Below are 17584 nucleotides of genomic sequence, written 5' to 3'. Positions count from 1 at the left end.
GCCGCCCTCCGGTGGCGCGGCTCGCCGTGCTGCGCTCAAACCCTTCGCATCCCTCACCATGCTGCCACGTGAAAACCGTCAAGTTCTACTGAAAACCCGGCCGGCGGGCATTCCCCAGGCCGAACACTTCGAGATTGTCAGCCGCCCCTTGCCCGAACTCGCGCAAGGCGAATTGCTGGTTCGCAACGCGTATCTCTCGGTCGAACCCGCCATGCGCGGCTGGGTGAACAGCGCCGCCAACTACAGCACGCCCGTCGGCCTGGGCGAAGTGATGCGCGGTTTCTCGGCCGGCGAAGTCGTCGCCTCGCGTCATCCGGGTTTCGAAGAGGGCGACCTCGTGATGGGCATGCTCGGCTGGCAGGAGTATGCGCTCACGGACGGCAAGGCCATTCGCCGCAAGGTCAAGGAGCGAGACTTGCCGCTCTCGCTTTCGCTCGGCGTGCTCGGCATCAACGGCATTACCGCGTGGTTCGCCCTGAGCGAAGTCGGCGAGCCGCGGCCGGGCGACACGGTCGTCGTGTCGACCGCGGCCGGCGCGGTGGGTTCGGCCGTGGGGCAGATCGCGAAGATCGCGGGGTGCCGTACGGTCGGCATCGCCGGCGGGCCCGCCAAGGCGCAACTCTGCGTCGAAGCGTTCGGCTATGACGCCGCGCTCGACTACAAGAGCGCCACGTTCGAGCGTGAGCTCGCCGCGGCGCTGCCCGGCGGCGCGGACGTCTACTACGACAACACGGCGGGCGCGATCAGCGACGCCGTGTTGCAGCACATCAACAAGGGCGCGCGCATCGTGGTCTGCGGCACGGCGTCGGTCGCGAACTGGGAGCCCTGGCCGCACGGCCCGCGCGTCGAGCGGCATCTGCTCAACAAGGCCGCGCGCATGCAAGGCTTTCTCGTGTGGGATTACGAGCACCGTTACGAAGAGGCCGTCACTCGGCTCGCCGGCTGGGTGCGCGATGGCAGGCTGCGCTATCGCGAAGAGATCGTCGAAGGCATCGAGCAGGCGCCCGGTTCCATCGCATCGCTGTATCGCGGCGAAAACCATGGCAAGCGGCTGATCCATCTGCATCACCGCTAGCCATCCCTCATTGAAGTCACCCATCAACAGTCGGAGCAAACCCATGAAAATCTGTGAAGGTCGTGTCGCTATCGTGACGGGCGGAGGCCGCGGACTCGGCCGCGCCCACGCGTTGATGCTCGCAAGGCAAGGCGCCAAAATCGTCGTGAACGATCTGGGGTCCGCCGCCAACGGTCTCGGCAACGACGTCGCGCCGGCCCAGGACGTGGTCAACGAAATTCGCGCGCTCGGCGGCGAGGCCATCGTCGACACGTCGGACGTGGCCGACTGGAGCGCGGCGTCGGGCATGGTGCAGAACGCCGTCGAAACGTTCGGACGCCTTGACATCCTCATCAACAACGCGGGCATCCTGCGCGACAGCATGCTCGTCAATACGACCGAGGCCGACTGGGACGCCGTCATTCGCGTGAACCTCAAGGGCACCTTCGCGCCGATGCACCACGCGGCCGCCTACTGGCGCGAGCAGTCGAAGGCCGGCAAGCCCGTCGATGCGCGCGTGATCAATACGACCTCGCATTCGGCGCTCTACGCGAACATCGGCCAGACCAACTATGCGGCCGCCAAGGCCGGCGTGGCCACCATGACGATCGTGGCGGCCCGCGAACTCGCGCGCTATGGCGTCACCGTGAACGCGCTCGCACCGCGCGCCGAAACCCGCATGACGCACGGCCTCAAGGAATGGACGCCCGAGCAGCTGGAGCGGCGCAATCCCGAGTGGATCGCCGCGCTCGTCACGTGGCTGGCGAGTCCCGCTTCGCGCGGCGTGAGCGGCCGGATTTTCGAAGCGTGGGGTTATGGCTATTCCGTGGCGGAAAGCTGGCAGCATGGCCCGATTACGCCCGCGACGAAGAATCCCGAGGAACTGGACCAGGCGATTGCCGACATCATCAAGTTCTCGCGCAAGAACGCCGGTATCGACCGCGACAGCTGGCTCGAACCGTAAGTATGCCGCGCCCCTCGAAAGCGCTTGCAACGGCCTTCGAGGGGCGCAGCAAAAAACCAACGGGATGCCGGTCTTGCACTGACCGGGCATCCCGTTGGTTTTTACGGGTGACGGGCCGTGCCCGTCACGCCAACACCACTCACGCTTCAGGCCGACGTCACCTCGTTTGCCGCCGCGGCGCGCGCCTTGAAGCTCGCCACGAGATGCAGGATATGCTGCGCCTGCTTCAGATGCGGCATGTCCAGCATCCTGCCGTCCAGGCCCACCGTGCCGAGGCCGGGGTTGCTGCCGAACACGTCGACCACCCGCTGCGACCAGCTCACCTCCTCCTCGCTCGGCGAAAACGCGCGATTGATGATCTCGACCTGGTCGGGGTGAATGGCGATCTTGCCGCTAAAGCCCGCCTGCCGCGCCGCGCGCGCGTCCGCTTGCAGGCCGGCCGCGTCGGCATAGTCCGCGAACATCGTGTCGATCGGCTGAACGCCCGCCGCCGCCGCTCCGGCCAGGCACAGGGCGCGCGCAAGCTGGTAGACCGTGTCGTATTCGCCATCGGCGCGCCGGTTGGTGCTCGCGCCAAGCGCCGCCGCGATATCCTCGGCGCCCCACGTCATGCCCGCGAGGCGCGGGCTGCATTCGCCGTAGCCGCCGAGCGCGAAGAGCGACAGCGGCGTTTCCGTCGCGACCGGCACGATGCGAATCGTCCCTTCCTCGACGCCCTCTCTCACTTCCAGCGCGTCGAGATAGCGCGCCAGCCGGACGACGTCTGCGGCCGAGTCGACCTTCGGCAGCACGATGCCGTCCGGCGCGCCGGCAACCACGCAAAGGTCACGCAGCGCGGCGGGCGTCGAGAGCGGATTGACGCGCACCCAGAGCTGCTGCGAAGCCCGTCCGCTGCGCGGGCGCGATTGCAGATACTCCAGCACCATCTCGCGCGCGATATGCGTGCGCGAGGGCGCGACGGCGTCTTCGAGATCGAGAATGAGCGCATCGGCCGGCGACGTCACCGCCTTTGCGAGCTTGCGTTCGCTGTCGCCCGGAACGAAAAGCATCGAGCGCAGCGGAACGGCTTTCGCTGGTTCCATGAGTGGACTCCCCTCTTATCGGTGGTTTGCGTTGCCGCGCTTTTCGAACAGGCTGCGGCCGATGATGTGCTTCATCACTTCGATCGAGCCGCCGGCAATGCGCGTGATACGCGCGTCGACGAACGCGCGCGAGATCGGATATTCGGTCATGTAGCCCCAGCCGCCGAAGAATTGCAGGCATTCGTCGACCACGCGCCCGTGCAGGTTCGAAAGCCAGAGCTTCGCCATGGCGGCGTCGTTGCCTTCGAGCTTGCCTGCCATGAATAGCTCGATGCAGCGGTCAACGAAAACGCGCCCGATCGTGACTTCGGTCTTGAGGTCGGCCAGCTTGAACTGCGTATTCTGGAAGTCCCCGAGCGTGTGGCCGAACATCTCGCGGCTGGCCACGTAGTCGATGGTGTAATCGAGCACCGTTTCCACCACAGCCGCCGAGCGCACCGCCTGGGTCAGGCGCTCCTGCGCGAGATTCTTCATCAGCAGCTTGAAGCCGCCGTGCTCCGGCCCGAGCAGGTTCGAAGCGGGAACGCGTACGTCCTCGAAAAAAAGCTCCGAGGTGTCCTGCGCCTTCAGGCCGATCTTCTCCAGCCGGCGGCCGCGCTTGAAGCCTTCGCGCCAAGCCTCGACGATAAAGAGCGAGACCCCGCTGCTGGACGCCTCGGGATTCGTCTTGGTTGCGAGCACAACGACATCACACAACTGACCGTTGGAAATAAACACCTTCTGGCCGGAGATCACGTACTCATCGCCGTCACGCACCGCGCGCGTATGAATGTTCTTGAGGTCGCTGCCTGCGTGCGGCTCCGTGAGCCCTAGCGCGCCGATCACCTCGCCCTTGACCATCTTCGGCAACCAGTGGCGCTTCTGCTCCTCTGTGCCGAACGCGAGGATATAAGGCATCACCATTTCGTTGTGCACGGCGAAGCCCGGCCCGGTGATGCCCGCGCGCGCGAGTTCTTCGACCAGCACGAAGTCGAACAGATGATCGGCGCCCGTGCCGCCGTATTCTTCGGGAATCGAGCAACCGAGCAAACCCGCCGCGCCGGCTTTCTCCCAGATGGCGCGCGGCACGATGCCTTCACGCTCCCACTGAAGATGAAACGGCGTGATCTCGTTCTCGATGAATTTTCGGACTGCGGCTCGAAAGATAGCGTGCTCTTCGAGAAATAGCGTTCGTTCAATCATTTGGCTGTGCACCCCGTGTCGAGTTTCACTCAGGCTCGCAGCAGCGACGCCGCGATAATGTTGCGTTGAATCTCATTGGCGCCGCCGAAAACGCTCCAGCAGCGCCCATACAAATACGCGTAGTTGATCGAGGCCGCCTGCACCCACGGCTGCGGCGAACCCAGGCCCGCTCCGGCCTCGCGATCCCGCGCGTGATAGCACGCGCCATACGGCCCGAGCAGTTCGCGCCAGAACGTCGTCATCGACTGAAGCAGTTCGGAGCCGCGCACCTTGAGGATCGACGCGCCAATGCCGTCGTCGCGGCCTGCGGTCCATTCGTCGACGTAGTGGCGCTCCAGCGCCACGAGCGCGGTTAGCGACGCGTCGAACTCCGCCATGCGCGCCATCACGCTCTCGCGTTCGCCAGGCGACAGGGAGCCCGTGTATTGCTGTGCGGTTTCCCGCATCTGCCGCAGCATGCGCAGCTTGTTGCCGGTATCGGCAATGAATGCGCGCTCGCGCGAAAGCAGAAACTTGGCGAGCTTCCAGCCTTCGCCCTCCGCGCCGACCACGTTCTCCACCGGCACGCGCACGTTGTCGAAAAACACCTGATTCGTGTGGTGCACGCCATCGAGCGTGACGATGGGCTCGACCGTGATGCCGGGCGTCTTCATGTCGATCAGAAGAAACGTGATGCCCTGCTGTTTGCGCTCGCCCTTGCCCGTGCGCACGAGGCAATGCATCATGTCCGCCCAGTGCGCTTCGGTGGTCCACATCTTCGTGCCGTTCACGACATAGTGATCGCCGTCGCGCACCGCGCCGGTTTTCAGCGAAGCGAGATCGGAGCCCGCGTTGGGTTCCGAATATCCCTGGCACCACCAGGTATCGCTCGACAGGATGCCGGGCAGGTAGCGCTGCTTTTGCGCTTCGGAGCCGAAGGTGTAGATGACCGGCCCCACCATGTTCACGCCGTAGGGAATGATGGGCGGCGCCGCGTGCAGCGCGCACATCTGCACGAACGCGTGCTCGCGCTTGACCGACCAGCCCTGGCCGCCGTATTCGCGCGGCCACGCCGCGCCGAACCAGCCCTTGCGATGCAGCGCCTTTTGCCAGTCCACGTAGTCGGATTTGTGCAGATACAGGCCATTCGCCACGTTGTGGCGCGTGCGCGCCGAAAGATGTTCGCCAACGAACTGCGCCACGTCTTCGCGGAACGCCTCTTCATCGAACGCGTCGTCAATCAACTTTTCCACTCCGGCCTCCAGTCGCGCAACATGCTCGTGATCACGGCGAGCCGGGCGTTGCCGTGGCTCACCATCAATTCGTCCGTCACGCCGATGCCGCCGTGCATCTGAATGGCCTCGTGGCCCACCAGGCGCGCGGCCCTCGCGACCACGAGCGCCGCGGAACATGCCAGCCTCGCCCGCGCTTCGCGATCTTCCGCGCCAAGCGCGTCGGCGTATTCGCGCGAGATCGCGCTGGACTCGATGTACGCCATGTACATGTCGACGTAGCGGTGCTGCAACGCCTGATACGTCGCGAGCGGTGCACCGAACTGCACGCGGGTGCGCAGATATTCCCCAGTCACGGCGATCAAGGACTCCATCACGCCCACGGCCTCCGCGCAAAGCACATTGACGGCGTCAAGGCGCGCGCCGTCCATGGCGCGTTGCGCGGCTTCGCCTTCGAGCCAGAGGCCGCCCCGCTCGACGTGTTCGTCTTCGAACACGAGGTCGGCCGCCGGGCGGCCATCCATGAGCCGGTATCCGCTCAACTTTGCGTGGCTTCGGGCGGCATCGACGCGCACGATCACGGGCTTGCCCTGCGCGTCGTCGGCGACGATCAGCCACTCGTCCGCTTGCACCGCATAGGGCACCACGCGCAGCGAGCCGGTCAGGCGCAAGCCGTCGGCCGTTCTTTCGCAGCGCAAACGGTCGCACCGGGCGTCGCGCCCGCCTGCGAGCACGGTCACGCGGCTGCCTTCGACAAGACGCTCGACACACGCCGCGCGCGTGGCGGCGTCGGCGCCTGCGGCGAGCACGCGGCCGGCAACGATGGCCGTTTGCGCAAACGGCTCCAGGATCAGACCCGGCGCGAGCACACGCACCGCGTCGGCGAGATCCCTGGGCGATGCGCCTGGGCCGCCGTGATCCTCATCGAAGGCGAGCGCGAGCACGCCGAGATGTGCGAGCGTGGCCCAATGCTCGCGGTAATCGACGGCGTCGGCGGCCAGCCGTTCGAGCCTGGCGGCGGGGTCGTAGCAATCGGCGAGAAAACGGCGCAGCGTTTGCTCGATGAGGCTTTTGGATTCCGGGTCCAGCGACGTTTGCATCACGATGGGAACCTGTCGGTAAGGTGACGCGCCGTTATTTCTTGGCACTGAGGCAATACATCAGCGCGGATCGCTTGCATGACGCCACAACCTCGCCACGCTGATTGATCGCCGTGTGCAGAAACACCACGATGCCGTTATCGGGACGCGACTTGCTCGCGCGCTTCTCCAGCACCGTCGTCTCGACGCGTATCGTGTCGCCTTCGAATAGCGGCTTTGGAAAGCGCACCTCGTCCCAGCCGAGATTGCCGACCGTCGTGCCGAGCGTGGTGTCGCCCACCGAGATGCCGACCATCAGACCCAGCGTGAACGCGCTGTTCATGAGCGGCCTGCCGAACTCCGTGCCGTTCGCGTACTCGCGGTCGAGATGGATCGCCGCGGGATTGAGCGTCATCGTGCTGAACAGCACGTTGTCGGTCTCGGTGACCGTGCGGCGCACGTCGTGATTGAACTGCTGGCCGACTTCGAATTGTTCGAAATACAGTCCTGCCATTGCCGTTTTCTCCCTGATGTTGTTTCGAGCGTCTCGGAGCGGCGTTCGCCCCGGCACTCGTCTCCCATTAGATCGGATGCATGCATATTATATGTATCGATCCGTTGTAGCAATCCTTTCCGGCAACGCATTGTCGAGGCGATGTGGAATACGGCGCGGCAGTGGCGGCACGCGCGCAAGGAAGAAGATCGGAGAAGAGACCGGGCGTACGCCCGTGAGATAGTCCGCAGGGCCAAAAAGAAAGCGCCTGCCCACACGAATGCGAGGCAGGCGCCAGTGATGCGGTATGCCCGGCGCTTTCGCGCGCCGGCGCGGGTTCAGCCGCGCGAGCGCGCGCCCAGCAGCAGGGGCGGTACGAAACAGCCCAGGCCCCACACGTAGCCAATCGTCGGGACCAACGCAAAGCGCACGGACCAGCACTTGAACACGATGAAGCCGATGACCAGCAGCGCCGCCAGATAGAGCAGCACGCAATACGTCCCCTGTCTCTCGTGCGGCGCGCCGCCGTGCGTGGATGCAGTTTTCGCTCGCGCGCCGAGGAAGAATGCCCGCCAGTTGCCGCTGCTGCGGTTGAGCTGGCGATAAGCGTAGGCCGCCACGGCGATATTGCCCCACCAGAGAATGACGCCGATCCAGGAGAGCGCACTCGCCGCGCCACGCTCGCGCCAGTAGATCCAGCTAACCGCGATCAACAAGCCCACGATCAGGTCGGCGTTGATGACAGCCTGCCACGCGCTGGCGCGGTAGCCCGCGAGGAACACGTCCATCCCGGCACCGTGCCCCACTCCCTCGTTGGCAATGGCTTGCCAGAAGTGGAACGCCATCACCATCATGGCGACGGCAAGAACGCATTTTGCGGCCCTGATGGAACGGTCGGCGGCTGTGCCTTGCATGCTTCCCCCTGCTTTTCGCTGTGTGATGTCACGAGGCGAGCCCTGGCACCTCGAATGAACTGGCGGTCGAATATACAATATTCGTATGCATATGTACATATTTAAACAGACCGCGTCACCCGCCGCCTCACCTTGCGATCATCGAGGAGATGCACTAAAAATTTGCGCGCTTTTAGCGGATTTTTATCGAAACCAGAATTTTCCTTACATCAAGAACCGGTTGACGACCAACTCCTTCCTGCTCGGTGTATCCCCTAATATTTGAATCTATGCATACCATCTTAACGGATACTATACTGCGTGAAGATCGCGTACCGCCAGGTGATTGAACCGCGTGCGCGCAGGAGGAGACATGAAAGAACTATCGAACCATCACGGCTTGCCGGCACTCGGTCTGGTGTTGATCGGCATTGTCGGCATCGGCCTGCAACTGACTGCTTCGCACTTCGAACTCATGCCCGGCACGGTTGGAGACATGTGCGGATTGCAACTGGGCACGCTGTTGATGGTTCTCGGCCTGGCCGGCGCCTGCTTCATTGCCGGGTTGCTCTGGCGGCGCGCGTTCGACGAGCAACGCGCCCTGATGTTCGGCTTCTACGGCGCGCTGCTCGGCGCGGCGTTCATATTCGCCAGCTAATTCGCCAGCCAGGCGCCGGCCGAACGCGCAGGCGTTCGACCCAAACCGCTCACCGGGTCATCAATCCATACACGGGATCATTCCTGTCACGCGTGCCAGGCGTATAAAAGCTCGCGGGCATTCCCTCCTGGACCGCGCTTTGCGGCCGGCAAACGCTGAATTCGTTGGTGATCTTCCGGCGCAGGATGCGCCACTCGCCGTCACGCTTTTCAAACAGATCGAGATAGCGGCCGCCACACACATATTCATGTGGCTGGTTCGCCAGCCCTGCGGCGCGCTGGGCTTCCAGATAGGCGGCGCCGAAGAATTCGCCGACTGCCGTTTCATTTCCGTCTATCGTATGGAAACCTAAATAATAAGCTTCCGAAGTCGCCTGCTTGCCATGCAGATCGACCACAGCGTGCGTGACCGTATGCATCGAGTACGTGCACACCCGCGACAGCATCTCGACTATGCGAGGCGCGAATTCATGCGCCGGGAGATGCATCGCACCGTGATCGTCGGTGGCATCGGCGTGGTAGATGCTGCGCAGCAGCTCGACGTCGAGCCGGTCGATCGCCCGGCAGTACAGGCCGAGCACCTTCTCTATGGCGGCGCGGTCGGCGCATTCAGTCAACGTGCGTAATGTGGGTTCGTCCAGTTCCATTCCCGGCTCGCGTGATCGTTCGGATCGTTGGTCAATGCTGTTGCTCGCGAGGCGTCCCATTCAAGACAAGACAGACGAGTCGCGATGCCGCCCTGTCTCACCGCCTGCGCGGGCGCGTTCAAATCAACATCAGCGGGTCAGCCTCGATGAGCTTGGAGATGGCGCGGCAATCGACAAGCGGGTCGCGCCAGTAAAGCGGCTCAAGCGCGTCCTGCGTTTCGAGCGCGACCGACGAGCGCAGCGCCTCCGCAAATCGCTGCAAGGCCTGCAATGAGCCGACCACACTGCGGTTCTCATCACGATCGATGCAACCTTCGAGTTTCACCTGCAAGCCCGAATCCACGGCGATTTTTACGATGTCCACTTCACTCCTCCGTTTCCCTACGTTTAAGCCCGCGCTTTCATGCGACTCGTGCGCCGGCATCAGGCAATGTCGTTGTCGTCTTGATGCGATTGGATTGGATGGAATCGCGGGACGCGTTCAGGGAATCAACTGAATGCGGCCTACCGGCATGGCGATCGGCGGCGCGCAGGTTCCCGCGTAGTAGAAGCACGGCGCACTGACTGGCGGCGCGCTCGGTGCCTGCATCGCGCGCCACGCGAAGGCACTGGCGAGCGCCGCGCCCAGCGTCACCCACCCGGCTATCTCCATTCGTCGTTTCATCACGCTTCGCTCCACCAGAAGGGCCCTGGGCACGTGCCGGCAAATGCCGCGGCGCACGCGTGCGATCGAGTCGCAAGGCCGGTTTTCAGACGTCGGTCCGACATGACGATCACGCGATGCACAATGTGTCGTTTGACTAAATATTAGTAGTCGCTTGACCCATTTTCAAGCGAAAGGAGTTTGGGGAAAACACTGACCGGTGTTTCGCGAGTTGACAGCACAGGCGAGACTCCGCAACGATAGGAACGGGATTGGGAGGCGCACGGACGAGATGTTAGATATTAGTCAATTGACCCAATCTAGTTAGTCATGCGACTATCCTTCTCATCCAGGCGGTCAAAGGCAAGCGGGAGCTTGCAGGCCAGCGGCTCATCGTCCATGCAGGCGCGCATTAGCGACGCAGCACACGCGGCGCGCGTGCCGGACCTTTCGAAGGCTGCGGCATGGGAGAATTGCTACCTATGAAAGAGATGATCATCACTTCGGCAGAGGTGCTCGGCACGACGGCGGGCGCGCCCGCGCGCCGCGGCAACCGGTCGACCCGGGTACCGGCAATCATCGAAGTCGCCATCAACGTCTTCGCCACGCAAGGCAATGCCGGTTTCACCCAGCGGCGCATCGCCAGCGAAGCCGGCATCCGGCTGCGCACGCTGCAACACTATTTCGCTACACGCGAAGAATTGCTGCGCACCACGATGGAGGAGATGGTCAGGCGCTATTTCGATAACTTCGTCGCGATGGCGCGCGACAGCCGCCAGTCGCCCGAGGCGCGGCTCGACGCCATCGTCGACGCAACGTTTGCCGCACTGACCGGCCCCGGCACCAGCGTGAGCGCCTTCTCTTTCGAATGCTGGAGCCTCGCGGAGCACGAGGAATTCGCGCGCGACCTGATGGCAAAGATCACGGGCGAGTTTCAGGAAATGTTTGCCGACCTGATTGCCGAGCTCAATCCCGCGCTCAGCGCCAACGAATGCGTACTGCGCGGCGCACAGCTCGTTTCGCACCTGTACGGGCTCGTCGTGTACATCCGGCGCGCCGGCAAGGGCAGCGCCGATTCGGATGCCTTCAGGCAGGTCACCAAGGTCGTGTGGAAGGCGCTCAGCAAAGCGCCTCAATAGGCGCGCCGCTTGCCGCGAGGCCCTGCGGCAAGCCCCCTCTCCCCCCACACGCAGCCCGCCGTAATTTGACAAATATCAATGCGCCGTGACGCACGGCGCGCATAGTGAACGAGACCCGCGGCCACGGCACGCCCCCTTCCGGTCGGCCGCTTCCAGCAGGGAGAGCGACATGGAACTCGTCACGCGGCACAGCGCCATTCAGGTGATGTTGAGCGAACACAGGCGTCTTGCGAGCGTCGTGGCCGGCATGACGCGCATGGCCGATTGCATGGCACGCAGTGCCGGTGCGCCGGCGGCGATGCTCTTGCGCGCGATGCTCTACTACATTCAGGAATTCCCCGAGCGGATTCATCACCCGAAGGAGGAGCAATACCTCTTTGCGCGCCTGCGCGAGCGCACCGGCGAATGCGATGCCGTCCTCGATGAACTCGGCCGCCAGCACGAAGACGGCGCGCGCCGGGTTCGCGCGCTGGAGCGTGCGCTCACGCGCTACGAACTGGGCGGCCCCGCCATGCTGGCCGCGTTGCGCGACGAAGTGAACGGCTACGCCGGCTTCTACGCCAATCATCGGAACCTGGAGGAGACGGTGATTCTGCCCGCCGCGCAGCGCTACCTCACCACCGCCGACTGGGTGGAGATCGACGAGGCGTTCGGCGCGAATCGCGATCCGTTCGAGAGTCTCGAAACCGAGGACGATCTCGATGGCCTTTACACGCTGATCGTCCAGACGATGCCCGAGCCGCAGTCCTGAGCGCGGAACGTGCGCTGCGGGGAGCGCGAGCGCGCCCCGCAACTTCACGGCGTCAACTGTCGGGCGGCCGTGCCGGCACCTTCTGCCAGCCGCCTGGGCACGCCCTCACGTACGGGTAGTAGCCTTGGGGCGCATCGCAGTAGTACCAGTAGGCGAGTTCCGGCGCAGCGCCGCCCTGGTCGTTCATGTCGGCGCCGCCGCCCTGGAACTGGGCCTGGCCCTGGCCCTGCTCGATGTACTGCGTGGGTTGCGAAAAGTCGCCGGACACATAGGGGTAGTAGACGCTGGCGATGTAAGGCGGGTAGTAATACGGATAGAACGGATAGCCGTAGATGAAGCCCGGACCGAAGTAGAAGCCGACGCTCACCGACCCGCAGCAGCCGTACCAGCCGCCATGATAGTAGCCGCCGTGCCAGCCGTAGTAGCCGCCGTGCCAGTAACCACCGTGATAATAGCCGCCGCCGTGGTACGCGCCGCCGTAATACGCGCCATGCGCGCCGCCGCTCCAGCTGCCGCCGTGATTCATGCTGGCATAGCCGCCGCCGTAACCGCCGCCGCCATAGCCACCGCCATAGCCCCCGCCGCCGCCATGAACCCAGCCGCCGCCCCTGCCCGCAATCGCCGTTGCGCTGATGCATAGCGCCACCGCCACGAACAGCAGCCGGCATCGATCACGCCCTGTCATGATGCTCACCTCACGCTCGCCATGCGCTTGCGTCGCTCGCGCATCGTCTGGCCCGGCACGCTGCGCGCGCCCGCTTCGAAACCGCCACGGGCTCAAACCGGCATGCACATGTTCGCCATAGCAACCAGTTTAGGCCGCCCGGCAAGAATTTTCCCGGTCGTGCGGAAGGTCGGTCAACCGGCGTTTCAGATAAAAGTCACGCCGCCATTGACGGCAATCGTCTGCCCCGTAATGAACGCGTTGCCGACCACCGTCAGCACGGCCTGCGCGACTTCGTCGGGTTCGCCAAGCCGCCCCACGGGCATCCGCTCGACCACGTTCGCCGCTTTCAGCGGCGCGACCATTTCAGTGTCGATGAGGGCGGGCGCCACGGCGTTCACGGTAATCCCTTCGCGGCCCAGGCGCGCCGCGTAGCCGCGCGTCAAGCCTTCGAGTCCGGCTTTCGACGCGTTGTAGTGCACGCCGACCAGCCCGCCGCCACGCGCGGCAGCCGACGAAATGTTGACAATGCGGCCCCAGCGGCGCGCGCGCATGCCCGGCAACACGGCCTGGGTGCACAAGAACGCCGACTTCAGATTCACGGCGAGCGTGCGGTCGAATTCTGCTTCGGTGAGCTCGTCGATGTCGCGGATCAACCCCGTCCCCGCGTTGTTCACGAGCACGTCGATTGCGCCTAGCCCGCTCTGCACCGCGTCGATCATCGCCTCGACCTCGTGCGCCACCGAGACATCGGCACGCACCGCTATCGCGCGCCCCCCGGCGCTTGCGATCCGCGCGACCACCTCGTCGGCTTCAGACTCGCGCTGCCGGTAGTTGACGGCCACCGCCGCACCGGCCGCCGCCAGCGAGAGCGCAATGGCGCGGCCGATGCCTCGCGAGGCGCCGGTGACGAGCGCCACGCGCTGGCTCAGATCAAGCGTGGAAGTGGGCATGCGGACCTCCTCGGATGTTCGGCGCGTGGCAGGCTAGACACGCTCCCGGTCAACGCAGACGGATGATGCCGGGGCGCTCGCCGAGCGCAGACATGGCGGGCATCAGGGCGCCCGCGAAACTCTCGGCTCCCACGCCCGCACCGCGTTGCGAGGATTGCGCGCGCCACCAGTCGAACGGCGCGCCCGGCCCGTTCAGGCCGACCGCCGCGGCGGGCACGTCGAGTTGCACCGCGAGCGATTCACACAGCGCGACGTCGAGATCGCCTGCGCGCGTCAGCATCACGTAGGGAATGCCGGCGGTCGCGGTCTCGGCGGCTTGCCACGTCCAGTTCGTCATCGCGGTCGGCGCGACGCCACGCCAGGCAGCCGAAAATTCGTCGCCGGCGACGAGCGGGAACACCGCCAGCGCCAGCTTGCCTGCCACGTCCGCCTCGCCTGGTTCGTCCGGCATCGGGCGCCCTGCGGGCTCGGCCGGGCATTGCGCCGCCGCCACCGGTTTGAGTTCCGCCCATGTTTGCAGCTCGGGAAAGGGCCAGCCGGTCAGCAGCGGATAAACTTGCGCGAACGCCGCATAGACGCCTTCGGAAGCCAGCCCTTCAGCGAAGGCCGCCTGTGCCTGGTTCTCCGAAATGAATTCGATGCTTCTGCCTGCGAAGAACACCGCGTACCCGGCGCGCCCCGGCGAGCGTGAAGTCTCGACGCTCACGGCGAATCCGCCGGTTTGCGCCGACAGCGCCTGCGCCAGCGCGGCGTCCCAGCCGCCCGCTTCGGCCGCGCTTTCTTCGAGCACCCACGCGACATCGACGCCGGACTGCACGACCCCGGCGGCCCGGAACACTCGCATGCCCGAAGCGGGCGCATCTTCGCCGTCGCCGGGCGCGCGCACCTCGCAACCGCGCCGCGCGAGCACGCGCGCGAGCGCGGCCGCCCCTTCGGCGGCGCCCACTGCGGGCAGGAATGTGCGTCTCACAGGCATCCGGTCAGGGCTTCTTGCGTTTGTCGGGCACGTCGGGCCGCGGCGGAACCGGCGTCACGCCGGTGCGAGCCGGTCCCGCGAGCGGCGGGCTCAGCGTCCATTCGCCATCCGAGCCGCGAACGATGATGCGGGCAATCGTATCACCCTGAAACGCCGGGCCGGGGATCGGGTCGGTGGCGCGCGGCGGCGGCCCGTCCCACGCCGCCTGGATGTCGGCCACCCGGCTGCCCGGCATGTCGATGCGCACTTCGACATGGGAGTAACCGGCGCGCTGCGCGGAAACGAGCGCATCGGACGCCATCTGGCGCGCGAGATTGGGATGCGCCTGCGCCACGGCCCGCTTGAGCGAGAGCGCGCGCGGCGGTTGCCCGATGGTGCCGTCGATGCCGGGATACTGAATGCCGCTCGTCGTGTCGCCGAAGAGATGAATCTCCTCGCCGGTGCGCCGCGAGAGTTCGGTGGCCTGGGCGATCTCGTGCGCACCGGGCGGCTCGTTTTCGAAGTGCAGCGTGACTCTCGAATCGGGCACCGGCTGGTTGTTGCGCAACTGGGGACGCAACGGGTCGTCGGTGGCGTGCGCGGCCTGATAAGCGGCGCGGTCGGCGGCTGTGACGGCGGCCTGGTAGCGGTCCAGAAACGTCTGCGCCTGCGCGCGGATGCGCTCGGCAGGAATCCTGCGGAACACGGTTTCCGGATTGCCGCCGTTCTGGCGAATCTCCGCCGACCAGATGTCGAGCCCCGGCCGCAGATTCTCGGGCAGCGCGGCGCGCGCGGCGTTCTCCACGGCGCCGATAGCCGGGTTCACCTGCGGCGCGACCGGGCGGGGCGGCGCGGGCGGCAGCGGCACGTGCGCGTTGGGGCCTGCGGGCACGGTGCCGGGCATCGACAGCCGCGCCGTCTGCCCCACGCGCTGCCCGGCCCGATACGCGCGGCTGCCGAGGAACAGCGTGAGCAGGCTGCCGCCGCCCGTGCCCGTCTGGGACGAGCGCGCCTCGCTGCCGAGCGACTGCTCCGTGCCGAGGCGCTGGCCCGTGATGCCTTCGAGGAGCTGGCTCACGCCGATGATGTCGCCCGCCGAATGCAGCAGGGTGAGCGGCACGGGCACGTCGTAGTTGCCGCGCTCGATCTCGTCGCGGCGCGCACGGTACGATTGCAGGCCGCTGTAGCCCGCCATGCCGACCAGCAGCCACGTCGCCTGGCCGCCCGTGATGACCTCGGCCCCCACGAAAAGCCCCACCACGGCCACGGCGAACAGCCCCGTCGCCACGGTCTCGCCGAACGAGGCCAGCACGCTCTTTGGCAGCAACTCGTTGCGGTCGATCGTCTCGTGTTCGAGCGGCTTTTGCTGCGCCTCGCCAATGCGCTCCGAATAGCCGCCCTGGAGCAGATTGAGCAGCACCTGATTGACGGAAACCGTCGCATAGTTCGCATCCTGCATATGGATGCTGGCCCACTGCACGAGGTCGTTGGCGAGCGCGTCGAGCACGCGCTGCAACGCCGGGTCGCCGGTGACGAGGATGTCCTTGCCCTCGGAGTCGAGCGGAATCGAATACGGGAACCGGCGCGACGAATACCCCCAGAGCTTCATCGCCTTGGCGAGGAATTCGTCGAACTTGGCCGACTTCGCCTTGAGCACCTCCGGCGACTGCGCGGCGGCCTCCTTGTCGGCCTCGATCTTCTTGCGCGCCGACGCCTCGACATCGCGCTTGAGCAGGCCGACTGAAATCTCGGCGTAGACCTTGGCCGGATCGGCCTTCGCGAAGTCCTTGTCGTTGCGGTGCTGCTCGTACCAGTCCTGGAAGCGGCGCAGCGCCTCGACCGCGCGCGCCTGCTCCTCGGCGGGAAGTTTGGCGTTCTCGGCCAGGCGCGCCTTCATGAAGCGCAGCCACTCCTGGGTGCGCTCCGCCTCCGGGTCCTTCGGCCGCTCGGGCTGGCGCAGGCTCTGCGCCCACAGTTCGGGCGGCGTGATCGTGAGGAATTCCGGGCTGTCGGCGTGGTCGTGAACCCACTGGTAATAGCGCGCGACGGCTTCGGCCGGTTCGTGCGTCGTTTTGATATACGCCATGAAGTTGCCGTAGGCCCGAGCGACGGCCGGCGACATCGCCGTCTTCGCATCGGCGCAGACCGGCGCGCCCTGCCCCGGTCCCGTGACGCACACGTGAGGGCCGCGAAAGAGCTCGGCATCGACCAGGCTGTCGGCGATCTTGCGGGCCGCTGCTGCGGCGGCGAGGCCGGCGAGCGCGATCGAGACCTTGTTGGTCCCGTCGTCGATCAGGATCGCGCCCTGGGCGTCGATGCGATAGCGCCGCGAATAGGTGCGATCCGGCTCGGGGTTGCTCGCCAGCCCGTACACGGCCACCGCGATCTCGTCGTTGGCCTTGAGCGCGAGCGCGGGCGGCGTCGAATCGCGGCGCAGCACGCCGCGCGCGGGGGCCGCTTCCTGCTGCACGACATGCGCCAGTTCGTGCGCGAGCAGATGACGCCCGCGCGCCGTATGCGGCGCGTAGTGGCCGCCGCCGAAGACGATATCGCGCCCCAAGGTGAAGGCGCGGGCGGACACGGCGCGCGCCGCCGTGTCCGCCACGCCGCCTTCGTGGATGCGCACCGCCGAAAAGTCGCGCGCGAATCGCGGCTCGAAGAACGCGCGCGCGGCGGCGTCGAGCGGGCGCCCCTGCGAGCGGATCGTTTGCTCGACAATGGCGGGGGCTTCAGCGGCGGCGGTCGTGGTGGTAGCGGCGGCGGGGTCGGCCGTCGGCGTCTCGTCATGCGCCGCGCGCTTGCGCATGAGCTGTGGCGGCGCGTGCGCGGTCGGCGCGGAATCGGGGGCCGGCATGCGCATCACCTGGTCGGCGATATGGTCGGCCTCGTGCTCCAGCGGGTCGTCGCTGCGGCCCAGCACGGTCTTCGCCTGAATGGCTGCGAGCGCGGGTGGCGCAATGGGTGGCGCTGTGGGTGGTGCAACGGGCGCGCGCGCAGGCGGCGCCGGTTCGGCGCGCTCGGGCGCAAAGCGGGGAATCTCGCCGGTTTCACGGCCGGGCCGCTCGCCCAGGACGGGCGAAGCTGCGTTCGACAGCGGGTTCGCGAGCGGTTTCGGCGGCCGGCGCGCGGATCTCCCGGCTGGCACCGTTTTGGGCCTGGCGGCCTTGGGAGCAAACACGGCGGGGCGCCTCCCGGATCGTGGCGGCAACGTGGCCGG

Annotated in this window: 18 protein-coding genes; 5 read left to right on the top strand and 13 right to left on the bottom strand. The window is 66.0% G+C overall.

Annotated features, from left to right (window positions below; genetic code table 11):
• The first annotated feature begins 58 nt into the window (after positions 1–58).
• Together C7401_RS22985 and C7401_RS22980 are read left to right on the top strand one after the other, a co-directional pair.
• On the top strand, positions 59–1075 hold the full coding sequence (locus tag C7401_RS22985) for an NADP-dependent oxidoreductase (RefSeq protein ID WP_181565656.1): 1017 nt from the start codon (positions 59–61) through the stop codon (positions 1073–1075).
• Between the two features lie 43 nt (positions 1076–1118).
• Positions 1119–2018 carry an SDR family NAD(P)-dependent oxidoreductase gene (locus C7401_RS22980; RefSeq protein ID WP_112173708.1) on the top strand — a complete coding sequence of 300 codons (900 nt, stop codon included), beginning with the start codon at positions 1119–1121 and terminating at the stop codon, positions 2016–2018.
• Positions 2019–2164: 146 nt separating this feature from the next.
• Here the strand turns inward: C7401_RS22980 and C7401_RS22975 are convergent, their stop codons facing one another.
• From C7401_RS22975 to C7401_RS22950, 6 genes are all read right to left on the bottom strand, one after another.
• A complete protein-coding gene (locus tag C7401_RS22975) occupies positions 2165–3100 on the bottom strand; it encodes an HpcH/HpaI aldolase/citrate lyase family protein (RefSeq protein WP_244314979.1) in 936 nt (311 codons plus the stop codon).
• A 15-nt stretch (positions 3101–3115) separates the two neighbouring features.
• A complete protein-coding gene (locus C7401_RS22970; RefSeq protein WP_112173707.1) occupies positions 3116–4282 on the bottom strand; it encodes an acyl-CoA dehydrogenase family protein in 1167 nt (388 codons plus the stop codon).
• 29 nt (positions 4283–4311) lie between these two features.
• Positions 4312–5514, bottom strand: coding sequence for an acyl-CoA dehydrogenase family protein (locus C7401_RS22965; RefSeq protein WP_112173706.1), 1203 nt, complete (start codon positions 5512–5514; stop codon positions 4312–4314).
• Positions 5502–6593, bottom strand: a complete 1092-nt coding sequence (locus C7401_RS22960) for an acyl-CoA dehydrogenase family protein (RefSeq protein ID WP_112173705.1) — start codon at positions 6591–6593, stop codon at positions 5502–5504. Before C7401_RS22960 ends, C7401_RS22965 begins: the two co-directional genes overlap by 13 nt.
• Positions 6594–6627: 34 nt before the next feature.
• Positions 6628–7104 (bottom strand): MaoC family dehydratase, encoded by a 477-nt coding sequence (locus C7401_RS22955; RefSeq protein WP_341869261.1) that lies wholly within the window; start codon positions 7102–7104, stop codon positions 6628–6630.
• A gap of 299 nt (positions 7105–7403) precedes the next feature.
• The gene (locus C7401_RS22950) at positions 7404–7979 is read right to left on the bottom strand and encodes a hypothetical protein (RefSeq protein WP_146757974.1); all 576 of its coding nucleotides are present in this window, start codon (positions 7977–7979) and stop codon (positions 7404–7406) included.
• A 352-nt stretch (positions 7980–8331) separates the two neighbouring features.
• Between C7401_RS22950 and C7401_RS22945 the strand changes: the two genes are divergently transcribed.
• The gene (locus tag C7401_RS22945; RefSeq protein WP_112173702.1) at positions 8332–8616 is read left to right on the top strand and encodes a hypothetical protein; all 285 of its coding nucleotides are present in this window, start codon (positions 8332–8334) and stop codon (positions 8614–8616) included.
• A gap of 49 nt (positions 8617–8665) precedes the next feature.
• Here C7401_RS22945 and C7401_RS22940 read toward each other — a convergent pair whose 3' ends face one another.
• The 3 genes from C7401_RS22940 to C7401_RS44455 form a co-directional block, all read right to left on the bottom strand.
• Positions 8666–9262, bottom strand: a complete 597-nt coding sequence (locus tag C7401_RS22940) for a nuclear transport factor 2 family protein (protein ID WP_165842030.1) — start codon at positions 9260–9262, stop codon at positions 8666–8668.
• 118 nt (positions 9263–9380) lie between these two features.
• Positions 9381–9686: a hypothetical protein gene (locus C7401_RS22935; RefSeq protein WP_220092838.1), complete on the bottom strand. Its 306-nt coding sequence runs from the start codon at positions 9684–9686 to the stop codon at positions 9381–9383.
• Positions 9687–9743: 57 nt separating this feature from the next.
• A complete protein-coding gene (locus C7401_RS44455) occupies positions 9744–9926 on the bottom strand; it encodes a hypothetical protein (protein WP_133254592.1) in 183 nt (60 codons plus the stop codon).
• Between the two features lie 461 nt (positions 9927–10387).
• On the opposite strand from C7401_RS44455, the gene C7401_RS22930 reads away from it, so the two are divergent.
• Together C7401_RS22930 and C7401_RS22925 are read left to right on the top strand one after the other, a co-directional pair.
• Positions 10388–11044 (top strand): TetR/AcrR family transcriptional regulator, encoded by a 657-nt coding sequence (locus tag C7401_RS22930; protein ID WP_112173699.1) that lies wholly within the window; start codon positions 10388–10390, stop codon positions 11042–11044.
• A 169-nt stretch (positions 11045–11213) separates the two neighbouring features.
• A complete protein-coding gene (locus tag C7401_RS22925) occupies positions 11214–11795 on the top strand; it encodes a hemerythrin domain-containing protein (protein ID WP_112173698.1) in 582 nt (193 codons plus the stop codon).
• Between the two features lie 52 nt (positions 11796–11847).
• Here the strand turns inward: C7401_RS22925 and C7401_RS22920 are convergent, their stop codons facing one another.
• From C7401_RS22920 to C7401_RS45340, 4 genes are all read right to left on the bottom strand, one after another.
• The gene (locus tag C7401_RS22920; protein WP_112173837.1) at positions 11848–12480 is read right to left on the bottom strand and encodes a hypothetical protein; all 633 of its coding nucleotides are present in this window, start codon (positions 12478–12480) and stop codon (positions 11848–11850) included.
• Between the two features lie 185 nt (positions 12481–12665).
• Positions 12666–13412 carry an SDR family oxidoreductase gene (locus tag C7401_RS22915; RefSeq protein WP_112173697.1) on the bottom strand — a complete coding sequence of 249 codons (747 nt, stop codon included), beginning with the start codon at positions 13410–13412 and terminating at the stop codon, positions 12666–12668.
• A 49-nt stretch (positions 13413–13461) separates the two neighbouring features.
• Positions 13462–14382 carry a hypothetical protein gene (locus C7401_RS22910; RefSeq protein ID WP_146757973.1) on the bottom strand — a complete coding sequence of 307 codons (921 nt, stop codon included), beginning with the start codon at positions 14380–14382 and terminating at the stop codon, positions 13462–13464.
• A 10-nt stretch (positions 14383–14392) separates the two neighbouring features.
• On the bottom strand, positions 14393–17545 hold the full coding sequence (locus tag C7401_RS45340; RefSeq protein ID WP_220092837.1) for an eCIS core domain-containing protein: 3153 nt from the start codon (positions 17543–17545) through the stop codon (positions 14393–14395).
• Positions 17546–17584: the final 39 nt, after the last annotated feature.

The organism is Paraburkholderia unamae (genome assembly GCF_003268775.1).
Lineage (GTDB): Bacteria > Pseudomonadota > Gammaproteobacteria > Burkholderiales > Burkholderiaceae > Paraburkholderia > Paraburkholderia unamae.
The sequence above is the reverse complement of the archived record's forward strand: the minus strand, read 5'-3'. Positions and strand labels throughout refer to the sequence as shown.